The sequence below is a fragment of the Shewanella sp. AC34-MNA-CIBAN-0136 genome, assembly GCF_040309945.1.
Taxonomy (GTDB): Bacteria; Pseudomonadota; Gammaproteobacteria; order Enterobacterales; family Shewanellaceae; genus Shewanella.
The window spans coordinates 214541-235564 of sequence record NZ_JBEOPJ010000008.1 but is presented as its reverse complement, the minus strand read 5'-3'; the positions used below and the strand labels follow the sequence as shown (position 1 = coordinate 235564).

The window sequence follows — 21024 nt, the reverse complement described above, 5'->3', positions numbered from 1 at the left end:
TTATATGACGCCAGCGGCTGCCGAAATGGCTGCATAAAACGCCCCCTGTTTGTGTACAGTTTTACTTGACCACATCAAGCTATTGTTTTGTAAATAGTGAAAATGTTGCGGGGCGGCTGGGAGTTCCAAGAGGGAATAGCCGTTAATTTCCTCTTGCTCTGGTGTGGGTGAAGCGCCACGACGTTAGTGGCCGCAGGCCATAAAGTACAAAAGTACAAAAGTACAAAAGTACAAAGCAAAAATAACACCTGGATTCCGGCTCAAAAGCATTGCCGGAATGACGCCGTATTTGGCCTGTGCAGGGTGGAACCTTGCGATCTTAAGCGTTAGTGGCCGCAGGCCATAAAAAGAACAAAGGTTGACCCTTTTGCCAACCCACAGCAAATCCAGCAACCTATAGCAAATCCTTCATTCTGTGATAAAACATTCCAGCTGCAAGCAATGGCGATCGCAACATGGGCCCGCCTGGGAAGGTCATGTGTTTAATGTCATTAAACACATCAATACGTTGTGATTGCTGGCTAATGGCTTCAGCAATTAATCTTGCTGCCATATGCGTAGCGTTTACCCCGTGTCCGGCATAGGCTTGAGCAAAGTAGATGTTGGCTGCGTCAGGTAAACGGCCTATTTGCGGCATGCGATTGGCGCCGATGCCCATCATTCCGCCCCATTCATAATCAATTTTGATGCCTTTTAATTGTGGAAACACTTTTTCAAGATTAGGTCTTAACTCGGCTTCAATGTCTTTTGGGTCTTTACCAGAATAAGTGCATAAACCACCAAACAATAAACGACGGTCTGCTGATAAATGGAAGTAGTCTAACGCCACGCGCATATCGGCAAATGCCATGTTTTGCGGGATGATACTGGCACATTGTTGCTCGGTTAATGGCTCAGTGGCTAATAAATAGGTGCCTGTTGGCAACACTTTTCCACCAAGGAAAGGGCTTAATTTGTTACCGATATAACCATTACCGGCCATGACTAGATAGTCACAAGTTACTTCGCCTTCAGCGGTAATGACTTTGGGTTTAGTGCCTTTAATGATTTTTTCTGCGGCGCTGTATTCAAATAATTGTGCGCCAAGTTCGCGGGCGACACGCGCTTCGCCTAGGGCTAAATTAAGTGGGTGCAAGTGTCCGCTGCCCATATCGACCAAGGCGCCTTGATAAAAGTCTGAACCGATAACTTCACCAATTTGTGAACGATCAAGCAGCTTGATTGTTTTTTGATAACCTTGGTCTTGCAGATCTTGGTATTCTGCCGCTAAATCATCCATGTGCCGTGGCTTTACGGCTAAATCACAATAACCCATGTGTAAGTCGCAATCGATTTTGTGCTCGGCAATGCGATCGGTGACAATATCAACGGCTTCAAAACCCATTTGTTGAATAGATTTTACACCTTCGTCACCAATTTCATTTCGAAATTGGCTAGCATCATGACCGATCCCACGGATAAGTTCACCACCATTTCGGCCAGATGCGCCCCAACCAATACGTTTGGCTTCGAGCAATGCGACACTGTAGCCGCGTTGTCTGAGTTCAATTGCAGTATTGATCCCGCTAAATCCACCGCCGACAATACACACATCGACAGTAATGTTTTCGGTTAGCTTGGGGTGCTGATAAAGCTCTTTGGCGGTCGCGACATAAAAGGAGTCTGGGTAGTGTTGGCTATGAATCGGGGATTTATGCGACATAAATTCTCCAAGCTATTGATTATAGTTGTAATAATAACTTTTAAATGAATAGTTAGATGCAATCTAAGCCATCTGCGGTGTGCATTTTATTTAACACTTATTTGGTGTAAAATACAATTGCTTTGATTTAAGTAAGATATCATGCTTAATGAATACAGATTTTTGGTAAAGTGTTAATAATCTGCAACACTTTAGCAGCAGGATATTGGTCAACATTTACTAGGAGAACGAATTTGGATATTGGTACAAGCCTAAAAGCTGTTCGTAAATTGAAAGGGTTATCTCAGCGTGAGTTAGCCAAGCGTGCAGGGGTTACCAACAGTACAATTTCAATGATTGAGAAAAACAGTGTTAGCCCTTCGGTGAGTCCACTTAAAAAGGTTTTAGCCGGGATCCCGATGTCATTAGTGGATTTTTTCTCTATTGATGATGGCTCTATCGGTGACCAAAAAGTGGTTTATCGGGGTAATGAGTTGCTGGATATAGGTACGGGTGAATTAGTCTATAAGCTTATTGGCCGTGATTACCCAAACCGTGCGATGTCGCTAATGAGTGAAACATATCCTGTCAATGCTGATACAGGCGCTGAAATGCTGCAACATAAGGGTGAGGAAGGTGGCATCATTATAGAAGGTAAGCTTGAGCTTACTGTTGGCGAAGAGGTTTTTATCCTCGAAAAAGGCGACAGTTACTATTTTAATAGTGAACAACCTCATCGATTTCGTAACCCATTTGATGAACCTTGCAAGCTAACTAGCGCCACAACACCAGCTGATTTTTAATGATTTATTATTCAACTTTTTCTGCTTATACCTACTACATTTGTTCAAGGGAATAGCCCAAGATTATCAATTAATCTTGCTATTCCTACTTCTCAAAAAGCTAATTTCTAACTCACTTTTAGCCTTTGTCGTGTTACTTCCTAGCATGAGATTATTGGCTTGTGTAAAGAATATTAAGCAACAAATTCCCTTTTTTCGTGCATTGCCCTCCCCATTTTGGCGCATTTCTTTATGATATTTCATCAAAGTTACTGGGAATATTTTTTTATGCATTGCGGTTAATTTAAAGTTACTATTTTGTTTTTAAAGTGTTTTAATTTATTTTTGTTAAAAGTTGTTTTTATCATCAGTTATCCTCTTGCCTAGCTAAAAAAATCCGTGTAGTGTGTGAAAAAACGAACACGCAAAACATTAAGTTCGTCACATTCTTTGCTAAAGGTGAGATATGTCTCTGTCAGGTCTTCCCCTCATAGGGGTAGTAGCGTGCAACCAGCAAATTGGTCTTCATCCATTTAACATTGTGGGTGAGAAATACTTGTTAAGTGTAGTTAATGGCGCTAAAGGGTTCCCCTTAGTCATCCCATCACTGGGCGTAGATACGCCTATTGACGCTATTCTTGCTCGTCTCGACGGAATCCTTTTTACAGGTTCTCCATCGAATGTTGAACCTCATCATTACCAAGGTCCTGCCAGTGATGATGGAACCCATCATGATCCCAAGCGTGACGCATTAACCTTACCACTGATAAAAGCCGCTATTGATGCAGGGATCCCTGTATTAGGTATTTGTCGTGGTTTTCAAGAAATGAACGTTGTTTTTGGTGGCAGTTTGTATCAGAAGCTACATGAAGTTGGCACGTATATTGAACATCGTGAAGATAAGAAAGCCCCATTAGATGTGCAATATGGTATTTCGCATCCAGTTAAACTGGTTGCTGGCGGGCTTCTTCACGATGCATGGGGCTGTGACACCGCAGAGGTTAACTCTGTTCATACTCAAGGCGTTGAACGTCTTGGTGAGGGGTTACAGCCAGAAGCATTCGCTCCAGACGGTTTAGTGGAAGCATTTTCTGTTAAAAATGCTAAAAATTTTGCATTAGGAGTCCAATGGCATCCAGAATGGAAAGTAACCGAAAATGCATTCTATACTGCAATCTTCGAAGCATTCGGACAAGCCTGTAGACAACATGCGGCAACACAAGTGAGATAAAAATGGATAAGTTAATCGCTTTTTTAAAAGACAAAAAAATTACCGAAGTAGAATGTGTTATCAGTGATATGACTGGCATTGCACGAGGCAAAATTGCCCCAGTAGATAAGTTTGTATCAGAAAAAGGCATGCGTTTACCTGAGAGCGTGCTGTTGCAAACGGTCACCGGTGATTTCATTAACGAAGAAATTTATTATCAACTTCTCGATGATGCCGATATCGATTTTGTCTGTGTTCCAGACGAAAATGCAGTATTTATGTTGCCATGGACCGTTGAAGCCACGGCTCAGGTTATCCATGATTGTTATGATCGTATGGGTAATCCAATTGAATTGTCACCGCGTAACGTGTTGAAGAAAGTACTTAAGCTTTATGAAGATAAAGGTTGGGAACCGGTGATTGCGCCAGAAATGGAATTTTACCTCACCAAACGTTCTGATGATCATGATTTACCGCTTAAGCCACCTATTGGGCGCTCTGGCCGCCCAGAAGCAGGCCGTCAGTCTTTCTCTATCGATGCTGCTAACGAATACGATCCATTGTTTGAAGATATGTATGATTGGTGTGAAATCCAAGGGTTAGATATTGATACTTTGATTCATGAAGACGGTCCAGCACAAATGGAGATTAACTTCAGCCACGGTAATGCATTGTCATTAGCCGATCAGGTGTTCATTTTTAAGCGCACCTTAAAAGAAGCCGCATTAAAGCATGATGTGTGTGCCACCTTTATGGCTAAGCCTGTTACCGATGAACCTGGCAGCGCGATGCACATTCACCAGAGCGTACTGGACATTAAAACCGGTAAAAACATTTTCACTAAAGAAGATGGCACTCAAAGTAAATTATTCCTCAGCTATATTGCGGGTTTACAACAGTACATTCCTGAATTGTTACCGTTAATGGCGCCAAGTGCTAACTCGTTCCGCCGCTTCTTACCGGGCACTTCTGCTCCAGTAAACTTGGAATGGGGCGTGGAAAATCGTACTTGTGGTCTTCGTATTCCTGAATCATCGCCACAAAATCGTCGTATTGAAAACCGTATTCCGGGTGCTGATGCTAACTGTTATCTTGCGATTGCTGCCAGCTTATTATGTGGTTATATCGGTATGGTTGACGACTTAAAACCTTCTACACCTGTGACAGGAAAGTCGAACGAAAGCCGTACTAATAACGAAAACTGCTTACCTTTGACCTTAGAAGAAGCGTTAGTGGCGATGCAAAGCAGTGATGCTTGTATTGAGTATTTAGGCCAATCTTTTACCACTGGTTTTGTGGCGGTAAAACAAGCTGAACTTGAAAACTTTAGACGCGTTGTGAGTTCGTGGGAACGTGAGTTCTTATTACTAACAGTGTAATGATGGCTGAGCGTATTGGCTTACATTATTAATGTGTGTGGATAGCAGCAGATAGCAAATACCAACGGATTTGCTATCTGTTTGAAAGGATACAAGTATGACAAAACCATTATCGACAGATGCGATGATCCAACAGCAAAAGCTTGAACGTCTGCAAACAGCAGACAAACAGCATTTTATTCACCCATTTACCGATTCAAAGGGGTTAGCTGAAAAGGGCTCTCGGGTGATCGAACGGGCTGATGGAGTATATCTGTGGGATGTAATGGGTCATAAACTGTTGGATGGCATGGCAGGTTTATGGTGTGTCAATGTGGGCTATGGTCGGCAGTCAATTGTGGATGCTGTCAGCAAACAAATGCAAAAGCTGCCCTTTTATAATAGTTTTTTCCAATGCTCTCATCCTCCAGCGATTGAATTAGCGCAAAAAATTGCTTCTCTTGCCCCTGCGCACATGAACAATGTGTTTTTTACCGGGTCGGGTTCTGAGTCAAACGACACCAACTTACGTATGGTGCGACGTTACTGGGATTTAAAAGGCAAACCAAGCAAGAAAACTATTATCAGTCGGGTTAATGCTTACCATGGTTCTACTGTCGCGGGTGCCAGTTTAGGTGGTATGTCGGGCATGCATGAACAAGGCGATTTACCTATTCCTGGCGTGGTGCATATTGCGCAACCTTATTGGTATGCCGAGGGTAAAGATTTATCCCCAGAAGAATTTGGTTTGAAAACTGCGCAAGCACTTGAAGCCAAAATTATTGAGCTAGGCGAAGACAATGTTGCCGCTTTTATTGCCGAACCTTTTCAAGGCGCAGGTGGGGTGATTATTCCTCCATCAACGTATTGGCCTGAAATAAACCGCATTTTAGCCAAATACGATATTTTATTTATTCTTGATGAAGTGATCAGCGGTTTTGGCCGTACCGGAAAGTGGTTTGCCGCTGAGTATTTTGATTTGCAGCCAGACCTTATCACGATCGCCAAAGGCATGACGTCCGGTTATGTGCCAATGGGCGGGGTGATTGTGTCAGACAAAGTGGCCGAGGTTATTAAGCAAGACTGCGGCGAATTTACCCACGGTTTTACTTATTCTGGTCATCCGGTTGCCGCAGCAGCTGCATTAGAAAATATTCGTATTATTGAACAAGAAAAATTAGTTGAACGTGTGGCTAACGATACCTCGCCGTATTTACAGTCGTGCTTACAACAATTGGCCGAACATCCATTAGTGGGTGAGGTGCGTGGTGTTGGGTTAGTTGCAGCTATAGAGTTAGTCAAAGATAAATCGTTACGACAACGATTTGATGCCAACGTCGGCGTTGGAACATATTGCCGCGATGCGTGTATCACCCATGGTTTGGTGATGCGTTCTGTCGGCGACACCATGATTATTTCACCGCCATTAACCATTAGCCATAGTGAGATTGACGAGTTAGTCGCGAAAGCGACGCAAGCGTTAAATGATACTTATCAACACGTAAAAACCATGGAGTGATGTCCCGTTACTGAATGATTATTGCAATATAGTGATTTTTTAACCAATTGCATTTACACGATCTAGTAATCGAAAGTGTTTTTGATAGAATCGCGCTGAAGGAAACAAGTAATGTCGCGTTAACCATACCGATGCATAGTTAAGTTGTAGCATTGGATAATTTCTTTCATTAGAAAGAAGATTTTACACGCTGGTAAGACCTAGCGAAAAAAACAAATGTCAGTACCATTCTGACCATTATCCAACAGGGAGAAAGTATGAAGCTATTAAACAAACTATCCACATTGGCCTTAATTACTGCGGGTGTGTTTTCAAGCACTGCTATTCAGGCTCAGGAAGTGGTTAAAATGTACAACTGGTCGGATTATATTGCCGAAGATACCTTAGCCAATTTTGAGAAAGAAACCGGTATTCATGTTATTTATGACGTGTTTGACAGTAATGAAGTACTTGAAGCGAAATTACTTTCTGGCCACAGCGGTTATGACATTGTTGTTCCGTCTAATCACTTTTTAGCTAAGCAAATTAAAGCGGGTGCATTTCAAAAGCTTGATCGCGCTAAGTTGACTAATTATGCCAACTTAAAGCCTGATTTAATGAAACAGCTACAAAAAGCTGATCCGGCCAATGAGCACGCAATTCCGTATTTATGGGGCACTAACGGTATTGGATATAATATCGAAAAAGTGAAAGCGGTATTAGGTGAAGATGCGCCATTTGATTCTTTAGAGCTTATCTTTAACCCTAAGTATGCTGAAAAAATTGGCTCATGTGGTTTCTCGATGCTTGATTCTGCCGACGACATGTTACCTCAAGCCCTGATTTACTTAGGCTTAGATCCAAACAGTAAAAATGCTGCTGATTATGAAAAAGCCGCCGCAGTGTTGGAAAAAGTACGTCCTTACGTCACTTACTTCCATTCATCGCGCTACATTTCAGACTTAGCTAACGGCGATATCTGTGTCGCGTTTGGTTTCTCTGGTGATGTATTCCAGGCTGCTGCACGTGCTGATGAAGCCGGTAACGGTAATAAGATTGGCTATTCTATTCCAAAAGAAGGCGCCAACTTATGGTTTGATATGTTAGCCATCCCACAAGATGCCACTAACGTAGATAACGCCCATAAACTGATTAACTACTTACTTCGCCCTGAAGTGATTGCACCTATCAGTAACTATGTTGCTTACGCTAACCCTAACGCTCCAGCACAAGCCTTAGTTGACGAAGCGATTCGTAATGACCCAGCCATTTACCCACCACAGTCGGTAATTGATAAGTTGTACATTGGCGATATTCGTCCATTAAAAATTCAACGTGTAGTAACGCGTGCATGGACCAAAGTGAAGTCAGGTCAATAACCTAACCTCACTAGCACTCAGGGCGAGCCCTCTCGCCCTGTTTTTATAGCAGTATTGATGTATTTATTGGCTAATTTTGCCACTTTAACAGATTGTTACGTGTGCCCAGAAACAGGCTGTTCTGTTGCGGTACGCATACTCCAAAAGGCGGAGCAGTATTATGGTAAACACCTCGAGCGTCACTAATAAACCAACCACAAAGACGCAAGATAAAGTGCTGCTCAAAATTGAGCGTGTTAGCAAACTTTTCGATGATGTGCGTGCAGTAGACGACGTCTCGTTAACCATTAACCGTGGCGAAATATTTGCGCTTTTGGGTGGTTCAGGTTCTGGTAAATCAACCTTGTTACGCATGCTCGCGGGTTTTGAAAAGCCAACTGAAGGGCGTATTTTTCTTGATGGTGTCGACATTACTGATATGCCACCGTACGAACGCCCTATTAATATGATGTTCCAATCGTATGCTTTATTTCCGCACATGACGGTTGAACAAAATATTGCTTTTGGATTGAAGCAAGACAAGATGCCTAAGGCTGATATTGCTGTGCGGGTTAAAGAAATGCTTAAACTGGTGCACATGGACAAATACGGTAAACGTAAACCGCATCAGTTATCGGGTGGTCAACGTCAGCGTGTCGCCTTAGCTCGTTCATTAGCAAAGCGACCTAAATTATTATTACTTGATGAGCCAATGGGCGCATTAGATAAAAAGCTGCGTACTCAAATGCAGTTAGAAGTGGTCGATATTTTAGAAGCGGTAGGTGTTACCTGCGTGATGGTAACCCATGACCAAGAAGAAGCCATGACTATGGCCGGACGTATTTCGATTATGCATGAAGGTTGGATTGCCCAAACCGGCAGCCCAATGGACATTTACGAGTCGCCAGCTAGCCGTATGGTTGCTGAGTTTATTGGTACGGTTAACTTATTCGAAGGTGAAATCATTAAAGATGAAGTTGACCACGCAATTATTAAATCGCCAACTTTATCGCAACAGTTTTACATTGGTCACGGTATTTCAACCAGTCTAGAAAACAAAAATGTATTTTTAGCCCTACGACCAGAAAAAACCATTATTACCCGCCAAAAGCCCGAAAGTGAATATAACTGGGCTCACGGCGTAGTGCATGACATCGCCTACCTAGGTGGTTTGTCGGTGTATTACATTAAGTTGAAAAACAACCAAATCGTTCAATGCTCAATGATTAACCGTGAACGCCGCGCCGATCACCCAACGTGGGAAGATGAGGTTTACATCAGTTGGGAAGACACCAGCGGGGTTGTATTAAACTCATGAAGAATCCATTGAAAATATTCAAAGGCCGACATCTCACCATGGGGATTCCATACCTATGGTTGTTACTGTTTTTCGCCTTACCGTTCGCCATAGTATTAAAGCTGAGCTTTTCTACTGCTGCGATTGCCATTCCACCGTACGAACCAACGTTTAATTATGTTGATGAGGCGCTAAATATATTCGTTAATCTGGGTAACTATTTATTGTTGCTGCAAGATTCAATGTATTACATGGCGTACTTAACCTCATTAAAAATGGCCTTTGTTGCCACACTTGGCTGTTTGGTGCTTGGTTTTCCGATGGCTTATGCCATTGCCCGCGCCCCAGTAAGAATGCAGGCGGTATTGCTGCTACTGGTGATGTTGCCGTCGTGGACCTCCTTTTTGATTCGGGTATACGCATGGATGGGTATTTTAAGTAACAACGGTTTAATCAATAACGCCCTGACTTGGTTAGGCATTATTTCTGAACCAATACAAATGCTGAATACTAATTTTGCAGTATACATTGGTATTATTTATGCCTACTTACCGTTTATGATTCTGCCGCTATACGCCACCCTTGTTAAATTAGATTTAAGCTTACTAGAAGCAGCTTCAGATTTAGGCTCTAGCAGTATCAATACTTTCTGGAAAATTACTCTGCCATTATCAATGGGCGGTGTAATCGCTGGCTCGATGTTGGTATTTATCCCTGCCGTGGGTGAGTTTGTTATTCCTGAGCTGCTGGGTGGTCCTGACTCATTAATGATTGGTAAGGTGTTGTGGCAAGAGTTCTTTAATAACCGCGACTGGCCGGTAGCTTCATCATTAGCGATTGTTATGCTAGCGTTATTGATTGTCCCAATTACTTTGTTCCACCGTTATCAGTCACGCAACATGGAGAGCGACGTATGAAGAAGTTAAGTTTCTCTAAAGTGATGTTGTGGGTGGGGTTAATCTTTTTATATGCGCCAATGCTTATTTTGGTCATCTATTCATTTAACGACTCAAAACTGGTTACCGTGTGGGGAGGATTTTCGCCTAAATGGTATGGCGAGCTATTTGAGGACCAGCAAATATTAAATGCAGTCTGGACCAGTTTACGCATTGCCTTTTATAGCTCCACCATGGCAGTGATTATTGGAACGATGGCAGCGTTTGTGATGACCCGTTTTAGACGCTCATGGGCTAAGTTAACCTTGTCTAACATGATCACCGCACCTTTGGTTATGCCTGAAGTTATCACTGGTTTGTCGTTGCTACTGTTATTTGTACAAATGTCAGAAACCTTTGGCTGGCCAACTGAGCGCGGCATGTTTACGGTATGGATTGCCCACTCTACTTTCTGTGCTGCTTATGTTGCGGTAGTGGTATCGTCAAGACTACGTGAACTGGATTTGTCGATAGAAGAAGCGGCGATGGACTTAGGTGCAACGCGATTAAAAACCTTCTTTTTAATCACCATACCAATGATAGCGCCATCACTTATTGCCGGTTGGTTGTTATCATTTAGCTTATCGTTAGATGACTTAGTGATTGCCAGCTTTACCTCTGGTCCTGGTTCTACAACCTTGCCTATGGTGGTGTTTTCGTCAGTACGCTTAGGGGTTTCACCTAAGATTAACGCGCTGGCGACGATTATTATTTTAGCGGTTTCTTTAGTGGCTTTCTTATCTTGGTATTTTGCACGCCGAGCAGAGAAAAAAGCTAAAATTGCGATGGAATAACAATACTCAATAACACAATGTAAAAGCCACGCTGATGTCAGTGTGGCTTTTTATTTTCGATAATCTATTTGCTATATTCTACTGACACAGGTGTTTAATATATTCAACAAAGTGTCAAAAATTACGCGATTAATGCTAGTTTTTAAATTTGCATAAGTGTAGGATGAGTGAGTTGAATTACGTTTTGAATCTATAAAGGAAGTGCTATGTCCGCCACACCTCATGCTAGTTCATATTATGCTGCATCGGCTAATGATAAAGTCGAACGTCCTCGCTTAGAATCTACAATTGAAACAGATGTTTGTGTTATTGGCGCGGGCTATACTGGTTTGTCTTCTGCGTTACATTTATTAGAAAGCGGCATGAAAGTTGTGGTGCTTGAAGCGGCAAGAATTGGCTGGGGAGCATCAGGTCGAAACGGCGGTCAAATTGTCAATTCTTTTAGTCGTGACATTGATTCTATCGAAGGCGTTGTCGGCAAAGAACAAGCTAAACTATTTGGTCAAATGGCGTTCGAAGGTGGTCAGATTATTCGTGACCGTATTGCCAAATACAACATTGATTGCGACTTAAAAGATGGTGGTGTTTTTGCCGCCATGAACGCCAAGCAAATGGGCCATTTACAGAGTCAAAAATCATTATGGGAAGCTCATGGTCATAACAATCAATTAGAGTTACTCGACCAGGATGGCATTCGCAAAGTGGTTAATACCGATTTATATGTCGGTGGTTTACTCGATAAAAGCGGTGGCCATATTCATCCTCTAAACCTTGCATTAGGTGAAGCCCGTGCGGTGGAATCCCTTGGTGGATTGATTTTTGAAGATTCAGCTGTCATTAAAGTGGACGATGGCGCATCACCGGTTGTGCACACAGCACAAGGCCAGGTTAAATGTAAATTTGTAGTGGTAGCTGGTAATGCTTATTTAGGTAAATTACTGCCAGAGCTACAAGCTAAATCCATGCCTTGTGGTACTCAAGTGATTACCACTGAACCATTGTCAGATGAAATGGCTGCGAGTTTACTACCGCAAGACTATTGCGTTGAAGATTGTAACTACTTATTAGATTATTACCGTCTTACTGGCGATAAACGCCTTATTTTTGGTGGTGGCGTGGTTTATGGTGCTCGCGATCCGGCCAACGTTGAAGCCTTGATTATGCCTAAACTATTAAAGACCTTTCCGCAGTTAAAAGGGATTAAAGTTGACTATGCTTGGACGGGTAACTTTTTAATGACGTTATCGCGCCTGCCACAAGTGGGCCGTATTGGGGATAATATTTATTACTCACAAGGCTGTAGTGGTCATGGGGTTACCTATACTCATTTAGCCGGTAAGTTAATTGCCGAAATGCTTAATGGCCAAGCCACACGTTTTGATGCCTTTGCCGCATTGCCGCATTATCCATTCCCTGGCGGGCATGCACTTCGAGTGCCGTTTAGTGCCTTAGGTGCGTGGTATTACACGTTACGTGACAAGTTTGGCATATAACCATCAGTTGATTACCAGCTGGCTGTTAACGATTGATTAATCAATGATTAACTGAGTTTTATTAGAATTTAGTAGGAGCGCATTGTGATTTTAAATGATCCAAGCTTATTGCATGAACAATGTTATATCGATGGCCTATGGGTGGGTGCTAACAGCGGCGAAACGGTTGCTATAGCTAACCCTGCTACCCAAGAAATCATCGGTAATGTGCCTGTTATGGGCAAAGCAGAAACCGAAGCAGCCATTACAGCAGCCAATAATGCCTTACCTGCATGGCGCGCGCTGACTGCAAAAGAGCGTAGCCAGAAGTTACGCCGTTGGTTTGAGTTAATGCATGAAAATGCTGAAGACCTGGCGTTGATGATGACGACCGAGCAAGGTAAACCGCTGGCAGAATCAAGAGGTGAAGTAACCTATGCTGCCTCGTTTATCGAATGGTTTGCCGAAGAAGCTAAGCGTATCTATGGTGATACCATTCCTGGTCATCAAGCAGATAAAAGACTGACTGTTATTAAGCAACCTGTTGGCGTGACTGCGGCGATTACCCCGTGGAATTTCCCTGCTGCGATGATCACCCGTAAAGCCGGGCCTGCACTAGCAGCCGGTTGTACTATGGTCGTTAAGCCTGCGCCGCAAACTCCATTTACCGCATTAGCATTAGCTGAGCTTGCACATCGTGCGGGCATTCCTGCTGGTGTGTTTAGTGTTATTACTGGTGATGCGATTGCGATTGGTAATGCTTTATGTGAAAGCCCTATTGTGCGTAAATTATCTTTTACTGGTTCAACTGCGGTAGGAATTAAGTTAATGGAGCAATGTGCTCCAACACTTAAAAAACTGTCATTGGAGCTAGGTGGTAATGCACCGTTTATCGTTTTTAATGATGCCGATATTGATGCCGCAGTTGATGGCGCAATGATTGCTAAATACCGTAATGCCGGTCAAACCTGTGTGTGTGCCAACCGTATTTATGTCCAAGCAGGAGTGTATGAGCAATTCACCCAAAAGTTTGCTGCAGCAGTGGCTAAATTAAGCGTCGGTAATGGTGTGGATACTGGGGTGAATATCGGCCCGTTAATCAATGCTGATGCAGTGACTAAAGTACAGCGTCATTTAGCCGATGCGGTTGCTAAAGGCGCAAGTATCGTCACTGGCGGTAAAACACATAGCTTAGGTGGCTTTTTCTTTGAACCTACTATTTTACGTGACGTTGATAAATCGATGTTAGTTGCCAAAGAAGAGACTTTTGGCCCATTAGCACCGCTATTCAAATTCGACTCAGTAGATGATGTGATTAAACAAGCTAATGACACTGAATTTGGCTTAGCCGCTTACTTTTATGGCCGTGATATTTCGCTGGTTTACAAAGTAGCAGAAGCACTTGAATACGGTATGGTGGGCGTTAACACCGGATTAATCTCGACCGAAGTCGCGCCATTTGGTGGCATTAAATCGTCTGGATTAGGCCGCGAAGGCTCAAAATTTGGTATCGAAGAATACCTTGAAATGAAATATATCTGCATGTCAGTTTAAGAGAGCGGGCTATGACTAAAACAAATGATGGATTAATGGCTCGTCGCCAAGCGGCAGTGGCTCAAGGTGTAGGGCAAATTCACCCAATTTTTACTGAACGTGCTGAAAACGCCACAGTATGGGATGTTGAAGGTCGTGAATATATCGACTTTGCCGGTGGTATTGCGGTACTCAATACTGGTCATTTACACCCTAAAGTTAAAGCGGCTGTGGCAGCGCAGCTAGATGCATTTTCTCACACATGTTTTATGGTGTTGGGTTACGAAAGTTACATTGCGGTATGTGAAAAACTTAACCATTTAGTGCCAGGCGATTTTGCTAAAAAAACCGCCTTATTTACCAGTGGTTCTGAAGCGGTCGAAAACGCAGTTAAAGTAGCCCGTGCTTATACCAAGCGTGCTGGCGTTATCGCATTTACCTCTGGCTATCATGGTCGAACCATTGCTGCGCTAGCATTAACTGGCAAAGTCGCACCGTACAGTAAAGGCATGGGCTTAATGTCTGCCAACGTGTTCCGGGCTGAATTTCCGTGTGAAATGCATGGCGTGTCTGAAGATGATGCTATGGCATCAATTGAACGTATTTTTAAGAATGATGCCGAGCCTGCCGATATTGCCGCAATTATATTAGAACCTGTGCAAGGCGAGGGTGGCTTTTACGCGGTTACGCCATCATTTATGAAGCGCTTACGTGAATTGTGCGACAACCATGGCATTGTGTTAATTGCCGATGAAGTACAAACCGGCGCTGGTCGTACTGGTACTTTCTTTGCGATGGAGCAAATGGGTGTAGCCGCAGACATTACTACCTTTGCCAAGTCAATTGCCGGTGGTTTCCCACTATCAGGTATTACCGGTAAAGCAGAAGTCATGGATGCTGTTACCGCTGGTGGCTTAGGTGGTACTTATGGTGGTAGCCCGATTGCCTGCGCTGCTGCGTTAGCGGTTATTGAAGTGTTTGAAGAAGAACAATTATTGGCCCGAGCTAATGAAGTTGGTCATCGGCTTAAGTCGGCACTCACTGATATGCAAGCTAAGTATCCGCAAATTGCTGATGTGCGTGGATTGGGTGCAATGATCGCCATTGAGTTAATGGAAGATGGTGAACCTGCTCCGCAGTACAGTGGTAAGATTTTAACTGAAGCACGTAACCGCGGACTGATTTTATTGTCTTGTGGTACTTACGGCAACGTTATCCGAGTACTGGTACCATTAACTGCGCCAGATGCACAAATTGATACTGGTCTTGCGATTATGGACTCTACATTTCAGACCGTGTTTAAATAGCGGCTCTTTTTGTCAAAATAATCAATAGAATCCCGTTTTTACGGGATTTTTTATATCTCATACTTACTTAATTTTTAAAGCTGACTACACTTTATTGTATCTGAAAATTAATACTAAAGCGGGAGCTCAATTGAATGAAGGCATTATCCATTAAGTCAAAGTTGTTATGGATCACCTCGGCGTTATTTGTTGCCACAGTCATTACACTCTCTTTAAGTTTGTGGCTAGGGTTAAAAGATAAGAATACCAGTCTGGCCGCAGAGGTTGAGGTTGCGTTACAACAAGAGATTAATGACAAACTCTCAGCAAGAGCGGGTGAGTATGGTGAGCGTATTGCTGGATTTATCAATGAAGCTTATCGGGTTCCCTTTTCGTTTGCAGGCTTACTGGAACAAACCTCAAAAAAAGATCCTTTAAGTCGTGAGCGGGTGGAGTTATCGCTTGCGGCAATATTGCAGAAAAATAACATCATATCATCGATGTATGCGCAATTTGAACCTAATGGCTATGATGGTCTCGATGACAGTTATCTTCAAGGTGAAAGCCACAGTGTACCGAATGCGGGCACATTAGAAATTTACTACACCCGCAATGATGACGGCACAGTAGAGCAGAATCAAGTTGATGAGGCGGCTGAAAAATACGTTACCACGTTAAATGAGTTTGGCGTTCGCGAGGCTGAGTGGTACTTGTGTGCCAAAGACAGTAAAAAGCCGTGCTTAATGGAACCATATTTGTACGAAATCACTCCAGGCAATACTGCACTCATGACCTCGTTAACCGTGCCCGTTATAGTGGATAACCAATTTAAAGGTCTCGTTGGCGTGGACATCAACTTGCCGATATTTCAAACTATGATTATGCAATTATCTAAAAGTTTGTATGGTGGACAAGCTAAGGTGACCTTGGTGAGCCAGAAAGGGTTTGTGGTGGCTGCTAGCCATTATAAAAAATTTGCACGACCTTTTAGTGAATCTGTCGGGCCAGAATTAGCTAAAAAGCTGTTGGCATTAAATAGTTCATCGGGGTTTGTAAATGAACCAACCACCATTGCCGTGGCATATCCTATTAACATCCCTATTGCTAATGCAACTTGGTCATTGATTATTGAAGTGCCGAAAACCCAAGCGTTTATGGCGGTAGATCATATGAATACTGCCATGAATGACATGGCGATGTCTCTGGGCAGCTTGCTATTAACCATCGGTATTGTTGTCACGGTTATTGCGGTGCTTATTATCAGTTTGGTTATTCGCAGCATTATTGCGCCGCTTAATATGATCCAAGCTCGCGTCGAAAACCTTGCCAGCGCCGAAGGCGACTTAACTCAAGCGATAGAAGTCGATGCCCATGCGGAGTTAATTGCATTAGGCAGTGGTATTAATGCCTTCATTGCGAAATTGCGCCATCTCATTTCCGAACTCAAAATTCTTGCCGACCGTTCGCAACAAGAGAGCATAAAATCGGCAGACATTGCTAAGCACACACGCGAAAGTGTTAATCGCCAATATGGTGAAATTGAAAGTGTGGTAACAGCGGTTAATCAAATGAGCGCCACCGCGCTTGAAGTGGCTAAAGCCTCTGAGCAAACCGCAATGGAAACCGAATCTATGACGGTTAATGTGAAAGACGGTCAGTCGCGGTTAACTCAAGCAATGGTATTTGTTGAGGGAGTCTCGGGTGATTCAGCACAAGCTCAGCAAGCGGTAGGTATGGTGTCGCAAAGCAGCGCCAATATTAGCCGTATTTTAGAGGTGATCAGTTCCATTGCCGAGCAGACTAACCTATTAGCGTTAAATGCGGCTATTGAGGCTGCCAGAGCGGGGGAACAAGGCCGAGGCTTTGCTGTTGTTGCCGATGAAGTCAGAACCCTTGCGTCTAGAACTCAAACGTCGACTAATGAAATTAGTACCTTGATTGAGTCGTTACAAAAAGAAGTTAAAAATGCCTCGAGCATTATTGATAAAGGTGCCCAAGGCGCACAAAAAGCGGTTGAGCAAACTCAGCTAGCATTACAATCGCTGAATGCCATCGTTGAACAAATTAACCAAGTGTCAGGTCAAGTGACCCACATCGCTACCGCAGCTGAAGAGCAGAGTGCGGTAACCGAAGAGGTCAATCGTAACATTACTGGCATTTCAGACTCGGCTGCTGAGTTATCACAGCTGGCTGACAGTGCTCAGCAGAGCAGTGACAGCCTAGCTGATTTAGTTCAGCAGCAGCATCAGCAATTGGGACGATTACGAACTTAACCCTGCTTTAACCTAGCGCGAACAGTATGAAAGGTGGCTTACAAGCCACCTTTTCTATTATTATTCCCGCTTAGATAGTTACCACTAAGATATTATGGCTGAATTTATTGCTCCACCCTGCGATGGCAACATTGAGGTTTTATACCAAGATGAACATTTGTTGTTGATCAATAAACCGACGGGATTATTAAGTCTCTCGGGGAAGAATCCATTAAACAAGGATTCAGTACATCATCGTTTAGTGCAAGATTATCCAACGGCTACGTTAGTTCACCGTCTCGATTTCGGTACGTCAGGTATTATGTTAGTGGCGCTAAACAAAGAGATTAATGGATTATTAACTAAACAATTTCAGCTACGCACTGTCACAAAAACCTACACCGCAGTGTTATATGGTGATTTGGTTGAGCAACATGGTGATATTGAATTACCGATCGCCAAAGATAGTGATAATTTCCCATTTATGAAAATTTGTCAGCAAACTGGTAAACCCGCTCACAGTCAATATCAAGTAATTGAACGCCATCAACAAGGGCTATCAACACGGGTCACCTTTACCCCTATTACCGGCAGGACTCATCAGCTACGCATACACAGCCAGCAAATAGGCCATCCTATTTTAGGTTGTGACTTATATGGTAATGACTATTCGCAAGCGATGTCGGACCGATTAATGTTGCATGCCACTTCATTATCGTTCACTCATCCAGTAACAGAACAACGGATTGATTTTGTTTGCCCAAGTCCATTTTAACCACTTCTAGTAACAAACTGATGTAAGCATGGTGAAAACTGATGCATAATCAATCTATTATTTATTCTTACATAGGTTAATCAGCATGGTGATTTCATGGTTAGATTCGCTGGCTTTAATTGTATTTTTAGTTAGTTGGATAGGGTATACCGGTTTTGCCCGTCGTAAAGCCAAAACCTCTAATTGCATTGCACGAGTAATGCATCAGCAACGTATTCATTGGATGTCGCAGGTAATAGCCAAAGAGATACGCGTAGCGGAAGCGGCATTATTGGCTAATTTAGAACGCAATATTGCCTTCTTTGCTTCAACAACTTTACTGATCCTGGCGGGTGTGTTGACGTTATTTTCGCAGGTTGAAAAGCTTGAAACCGTGATTGGTTCAATTCCCTTCACCTCGTCGCCTAATCACGCGCTGGTACAGATCAAACTGGCTCTTTTAGCTGGGATTTTCGTGCTAGCATTTTTCCAATTTACCTGGTCAATGCGTCAATATGGTTTTGTGAATATTATGATTGGCGCGGCACCATTAGATAAAACCGGTAGCGATAAAAATGCATTGGGCTATGCAAGGCAAATGGCCGTGGTACAAGATCAAGCGGCGCATTCATATAACTATGGCTTACGTTCTTATTACTACTCTATGGCGGCGCTGTGCTGGTTTATGCATCCAGGAATGTTTATTTTAGCCAGTTTATTTGTGGTATATACCTTGTACCAACGTGAGTTTAATTCTAAAGCCGTAGTTGCTATCACTGCAGCACAGGCCTATTTAGAAAAGAATCCAGCTTATATTGGTCGAGATTAACCTCAAAAAACATGTATTGTTTGTTAACATTAACGGATATGGCGTAATAACATGACTTAATGCAAGATGATTTGAGTGAGTTTATGTGTTCAATTCAAAGTCTATGCAATCATGATTTAATGGTATTGCATCAGTACGACATAATGCTAACCACCAGTCTATACCATTAAGTGTCATCAATTTTTTGTGATTTATATATATTTTAGTGTGTTAAGCAAACGTTTTCAGGGGTGATATGTTTCATAGTATAAAAGCCAAGGTTATCACTATTTTCTCTTTAGTCATGATAGCTTTCACGTCTGTGCTTTTAATCACTATATTTATCAATGAGCGTGATCGTGTACTGGATTTAGCATTAGAAAACTCTACCAAAATTTCGAAAATGCACGCAAACCTCCTCAGCCAAGAGTTTGCTCGATATGTGGTTATGTTAAAAATGCTCAGCAACAACCCAAAGACAAAGCTAGGTGATAAAGCGACTATCGCTCGACAGCTGCAAAGGCTGATGACAATGGGGCGTGGTAATTTCATTAATGCTATTTATGTAGACAAAAATTTAAATTTAACTGATGTGTTAGGTAATACAAATAAAGTCACTCATTCTTCATTTATACGTGCTGAACAATGGGTGGGCAAAGAATATAATATTAGCACGCCAGTAATCACTCGGTTTGAAAAGGCCCCCGTTATCATGGTGGGAGTACCTATTTTAGACACGCAAAATAACTGGATAGGAACACTTGCAGTGGCGGTGCCTCTCACCATCATCTCCGCTAAATTAGCAGAAATTAAGCTCGCAAAAGAGAGTTACGCTTGGTTAACTGACTCGAATGGCTTAATGGTTTCACATCCGAATAAAAGTTTTATAATGAAGAATAAACTTTCAATGACAGAAAGTGCTGATTATCCAGGATTTTATAAAATAGTCCGACAAACTAAATTACAAAATGATGGCTACGGTCGTTATAGGGATGCCAAATTAAATGAATCGAAGATAGTCACATTTTCAAAAGTTGATTATCTGCCTGGCTGGACCTTGTTTGTCACAACTAAAGAGTCTGAAATTTTTCACGCTATATATACAATAATGTACGACGTTTTAGTCACTTCGATCATTTTGATGGTGATATTTTTATTACTCATCAGTGAACTATCCAATAGAATAACAAAACCAATCGTGCAACTGACCAAAGATGTAAAAGCCTCTGTTAAAGATAAAAAAAGTTATCTAAAAATAATCGATTCAGATGATGAAATAGGTCAACTGTCTAAAGCTTTCCACGATAGTCTTCAAAAAATACATTTACACACTATCCATTTAGAACAAATGGTCAATCATCGAACCCAAGAAATCACCGACAAAAACTTACTGCTTAATCAGCAAAATGAAAAGCTTGAACAGCTTGCCTCTAAAGACCCGTTAACCTTGCTTTATAATCGTCGAGCTTTTAGCGCTCTGGTTGATAAAGAGATCTCCCGCGCTAAGCGACATCATTTTCCTGTTACTCTGGTCATATTAGACATAGATTATTTCAAAAAGATTAATGATGAGTTTGGCCACAATGTTGGTGATGATATTTTGTGCCGTTTTGCGGATGAACTGTCTGTAAATATGCGCAAAGAAAATCTCATCTGTCGTTGGGGGGGCGAAGAGTTTGTGATTTTAATACCAGAAGCGACCTCGGCTATGGTCTTTAAACATATTGAAGCGCTACGTCAAAAAATCTCACAGATGGACTTTGCGCCAATTGACAAGTTAACCTTTAGTGCCGGCATGGCAACTCTGCGTATTGAAGAGCCTTTTAAAGAGTGGTTCCAACGAGCTGATAGCGCTTTGTACAAAGCCAAAGGATCGGGTCGAAACAAGATAGTAGTTGATGACATTATTGGCTAGAAAGAAGCTGAGGCATATACGATAGCGAAGCTTAAATTAGTTACCTTGGTTTTTACTTAAGCCGATTGGCTATCCTCTAATGCATCACGCA

At 42.5% G+C, this 21024-nt stretch carries 16 protein-coding genes; 15 read left to right on the top strand and 1 reads right to left on the bottom strand.

The window, feature by feature from the left end; all coding sequences use genetic code 11:
- Positions 1-394 precede the first annotated feature (394 nt).
- Positions 395-1702 carry an NAD(P)/FAD-dependent oxidoreductase gene (locus AAEY94_RS10535; RefSeq protein WP_182744197.1) on the bottom strand — a complete coding sequence of 436 codons (1308 nt, stop codon included), beginning with the start codon at positions 1700-1702 and terminating at the stop codon, positions 395-397.
- 233 nt (positions 1703-1935) lie between these two features.
- Between AAEY94_RS10535 and AAEY94_RS10530 the strand changes: the two genes are divergently transcribed.
- The 15 genes from AAEY94_RS10530 to AAEY94_RS10460 all read left to right on the top strand — a co-directional run bounded on the left by AAEY94_RS10530 (position 1936) and on the right by AAEY94_RS10460 (position 20933).
- A complete protein-coding gene (locus AAEY94_RS10530; protein WP_350978721.1) occupies positions 1936-2484 on the top strand; it encodes a cupin domain-containing protein in 549 nt (182 codons plus the stop codon).
- Positions 2485-2929: 445 nt separating this feature from the next.
- Positions 2930-3694, top strand: coding sequence for a gamma-glutamyl-gamma-aminobutyrate hydrolase family protein (locus AAEY94_RS10525; protein ID WP_350978719.1), 765 nt, complete (start codon positions 2930-2932; stop codon positions 3692-3694).
- Positions 3695-3696: 2 nt separating this feature from the next.
- A complete protein-coding gene (locus AAEY94_RS10520; RefSeq protein ID WP_101088806.1) occupies positions 3697-5052 on the top strand; it encodes a glutamine synthetase family protein in 1356 nt (451 codons plus the stop codon).
- Positions 5053-5149: 97 nt separating this feature from the next.
- On the top strand, positions 5150-6550 hold the full coding sequence (locus tag AAEY94_RS10515; protein ID WP_350978717.1) for an aspartate aminotransferase family protein: 1401 nt from the start codon (positions 5150-5152) through the stop codon (positions 6548-6550).
- A 257-nt stretch (positions 6551-6807) separates the two neighbouring features.
- Positions 6808-7908, top strand: a complete 1101-nt coding sequence (locus AAEY94_RS10510) for a polyamine ABC transporter substrate-binding protein (RefSeq protein ID WP_101088807.1) — start codon at positions 6808-6810, stop codon at positions 7906-7908.
- A gap of 160 nt (positions 7909-8068) precedes the next feature.
- A complete protein-coding gene (gene potA / locus AAEY94_RS10505) occupies positions 8069-9205 on the top strand; it encodes a polyamine ABC transporter ATP-binding protein (RefSeq protein WP_162023721.1) in 1137 nt (378 codons plus the stop codon).
- Positions 9202-10101: an ABC transporter permease subunit gene (locus AAEY94_RS10500; protein WP_101088809.1), complete on the top strand. Its 900-nt coding sequence runs from the start codon at positions 9202-9204 to the stop codon at positions 10099-10101. Before potA ends, AAEY94_RS10500 begins: the two co-directional genes overlap by 4 nt.
- Positions 10098-10913, top strand: a complete 816-nt coding sequence (locus AAEY94_RS10495) for an ABC transporter permease subunit (RefSeq protein WP_101088810.1) — start codon at positions 10098-10100, stop codon at positions 10911-10913. The genes AAEY94_RS10500 and AAEY94_RS10495 overlap by 4 nt, the downstream gene beginning before the upstream one ends.
- Before the next feature lie 206 nt (positions 10914-11119).
- Positions 11120-12406: an NAD(P)/FAD-dependent oxidoreductase gene (locus AAEY94_RS10490; RefSeq protein WP_011638451.1), complete on the top strand. Its 1287-nt coding sequence runs from the start codon at positions 11120-11122 to the stop codon at positions 12404-12406.
- Positions 12407-12490: 84 nt separating this feature from the next.
- Entirely contained in the window at positions 12491-13939 is a 1449-nt protein-coding gene (gene gabD, locus AAEY94_RS10485; RefSeq protein WP_335692385.1) for an NADP-dependent succinate-semialdehyde dehydrogenase, read from the top strand.
- 11 nt (positions 13940-13950) lie between these two features.
- Positions 13951-15225, top strand: a complete 1275-nt coding sequence (gene gabT, locus AAEY94_RS10480; RefSeq protein ID WP_101088813.1) for a 4-aminobutyrate--2-oxoglutarate transaminase — start codon at positions 13951-13953, stop codon at positions 15223-15225.
- A 134-nt stretch (positions 15226-15359) separates the two neighbouring features.
- Complete coding sequence (locus AAEY94_RS10475) at positions 15360-17477, top strand: methyl-accepting chemotaxis protein (RefSeq protein WP_350978715.1); 2118 nt, start codon at positions 15360-15362, stop codon at positions 17475-17477.
- Between the two features lie 94 nt (positions 17478-17571).
- A complete protein-coding gene (locus AAEY94_RS10470) occupies positions 17572-18231 on the top strand; it encodes an RluA family pseudouridine synthase (protein ID WP_101088815.1) in 660 nt (219 codons plus the stop codon).
- Between the two features lie 85 nt (positions 18232-18316).
- Positions 18317-19039, top strand: coding sequence for a DUF599 domain-containing protein (locus AAEY94_RS10465; protein WP_335692382.1), 723 nt, complete (start codon positions 18317-18319; stop codon positions 19037-19039).
- A gap of 235 nt (positions 19040-19274) precedes the next feature.
- Positions 19275-20933: a sensor domain-containing diguanylate cyclase gene (locus AAEY94_RS10460; RefSeq protein WP_350978713.1), complete on the top strand. Its 1659-nt coding sequence runs from the start codon at positions 19275-19277 to the stop codon at positions 20931-20933.
- Positions 20934-21024: the final 91 nt, after the last annotated feature.

Bases quoted from the DNA above. Each gene is read 5' to 3' on its own strand.
- AAEY94_RS10535 (WP_182744197.1), bottom strand. From the start codon at position 1,702: ATGTCGCATAAATCCCCGATTCATAGCCAACACTACCCAGACTCCTTT.
- AAEY94_RS10525 (WP_350978719.1), top strand. From the start codon at position 2,930: ATGTCTCTGTCAGGTCTTCCCCTCATAGGGGTAGTAGCGTGCAACCAG.
- AAEY94_RS10520 (WP_101088806.1), top strand. From the start codon at position 3,697: ATGGATAAGTTAATCGCTTTTTTAAAAGACAAAAAAATTACCGAAGTA.
- AAEY94_RS10515 (WP_350978717.1), top strand. From the start codon at position 5,150: ATGACAAAACCATTATCGACAGATGCGATGATCCAACAGCAAAAGCTT.
- AAEY94_RS10510 (WP_101088807.1), top strand. From the start codon at position 6,808: ATGAAGCTATTAAACAAACTATCCACATTGGCCTTAATTACTGCGGGT.
- potA (WP_162023721.1), top strand. From the start codon at position 8,069: ATGGTAAACACCTCGAGCGTCACTAATAAACCAACCACAAAGACGCAA.
- AAEY94_RS10500 (WP_101088809.1), top strand. From the start codon at position 9,202: ATGAAGAATCCATTGAAAATATTCAAAGGCCGACATCTCACCATGGGG.
- AAEY94_RS10495 (WP_101088810.1), top strand. From the start codon at position 10,098: ATGAAGAAGTTAAGTTTCTCTAAAGTGATGTTGTGGGTGGGGTTAATC.
- AAEY94_RS10490 (WP_011638451.1), top strand. From the start codon at position 11,120: ATGTCCGCCACACCTCATGCTAGTTCATATTATGCTGCATCGGCTAAT.
- gabT (WP_101088813.1), top strand. From the start codon at position 13,951: ATGACTAAAACAAATGATGGATTAATGGCTCGTCGCCAAGCGGCAGTG.
- AAEY94_RS10475 (WP_350978715.1), top strand. From the start codon at position 15,360: ATGAAGGCATTATCCATTAAGTCAAAGTTGTTATGGATCACCTCGGCG.
- AAEY94_RS10470 (WP_101088815.1), top strand. From the start codon at position 17,572: ATGGCTGAATTTATTGCTCCACCCTGCGATGGCAACATTGAGGTTTTA.
- AAEY94_RS10465 (WP_335692382.1), top strand. From the start codon at position 18,317: ATGGTGATTTCATGGTTAGATTCGCTGGCTTTAATTGTATTTTTAGTT.
- AAEY94_RS10460 (WP_350978713.1), top strand. From the start codon at position 19,275: ATGTTTCATAGTATAAAAGCCAAGGTTATCACTATTTTCTCTTTAGTC.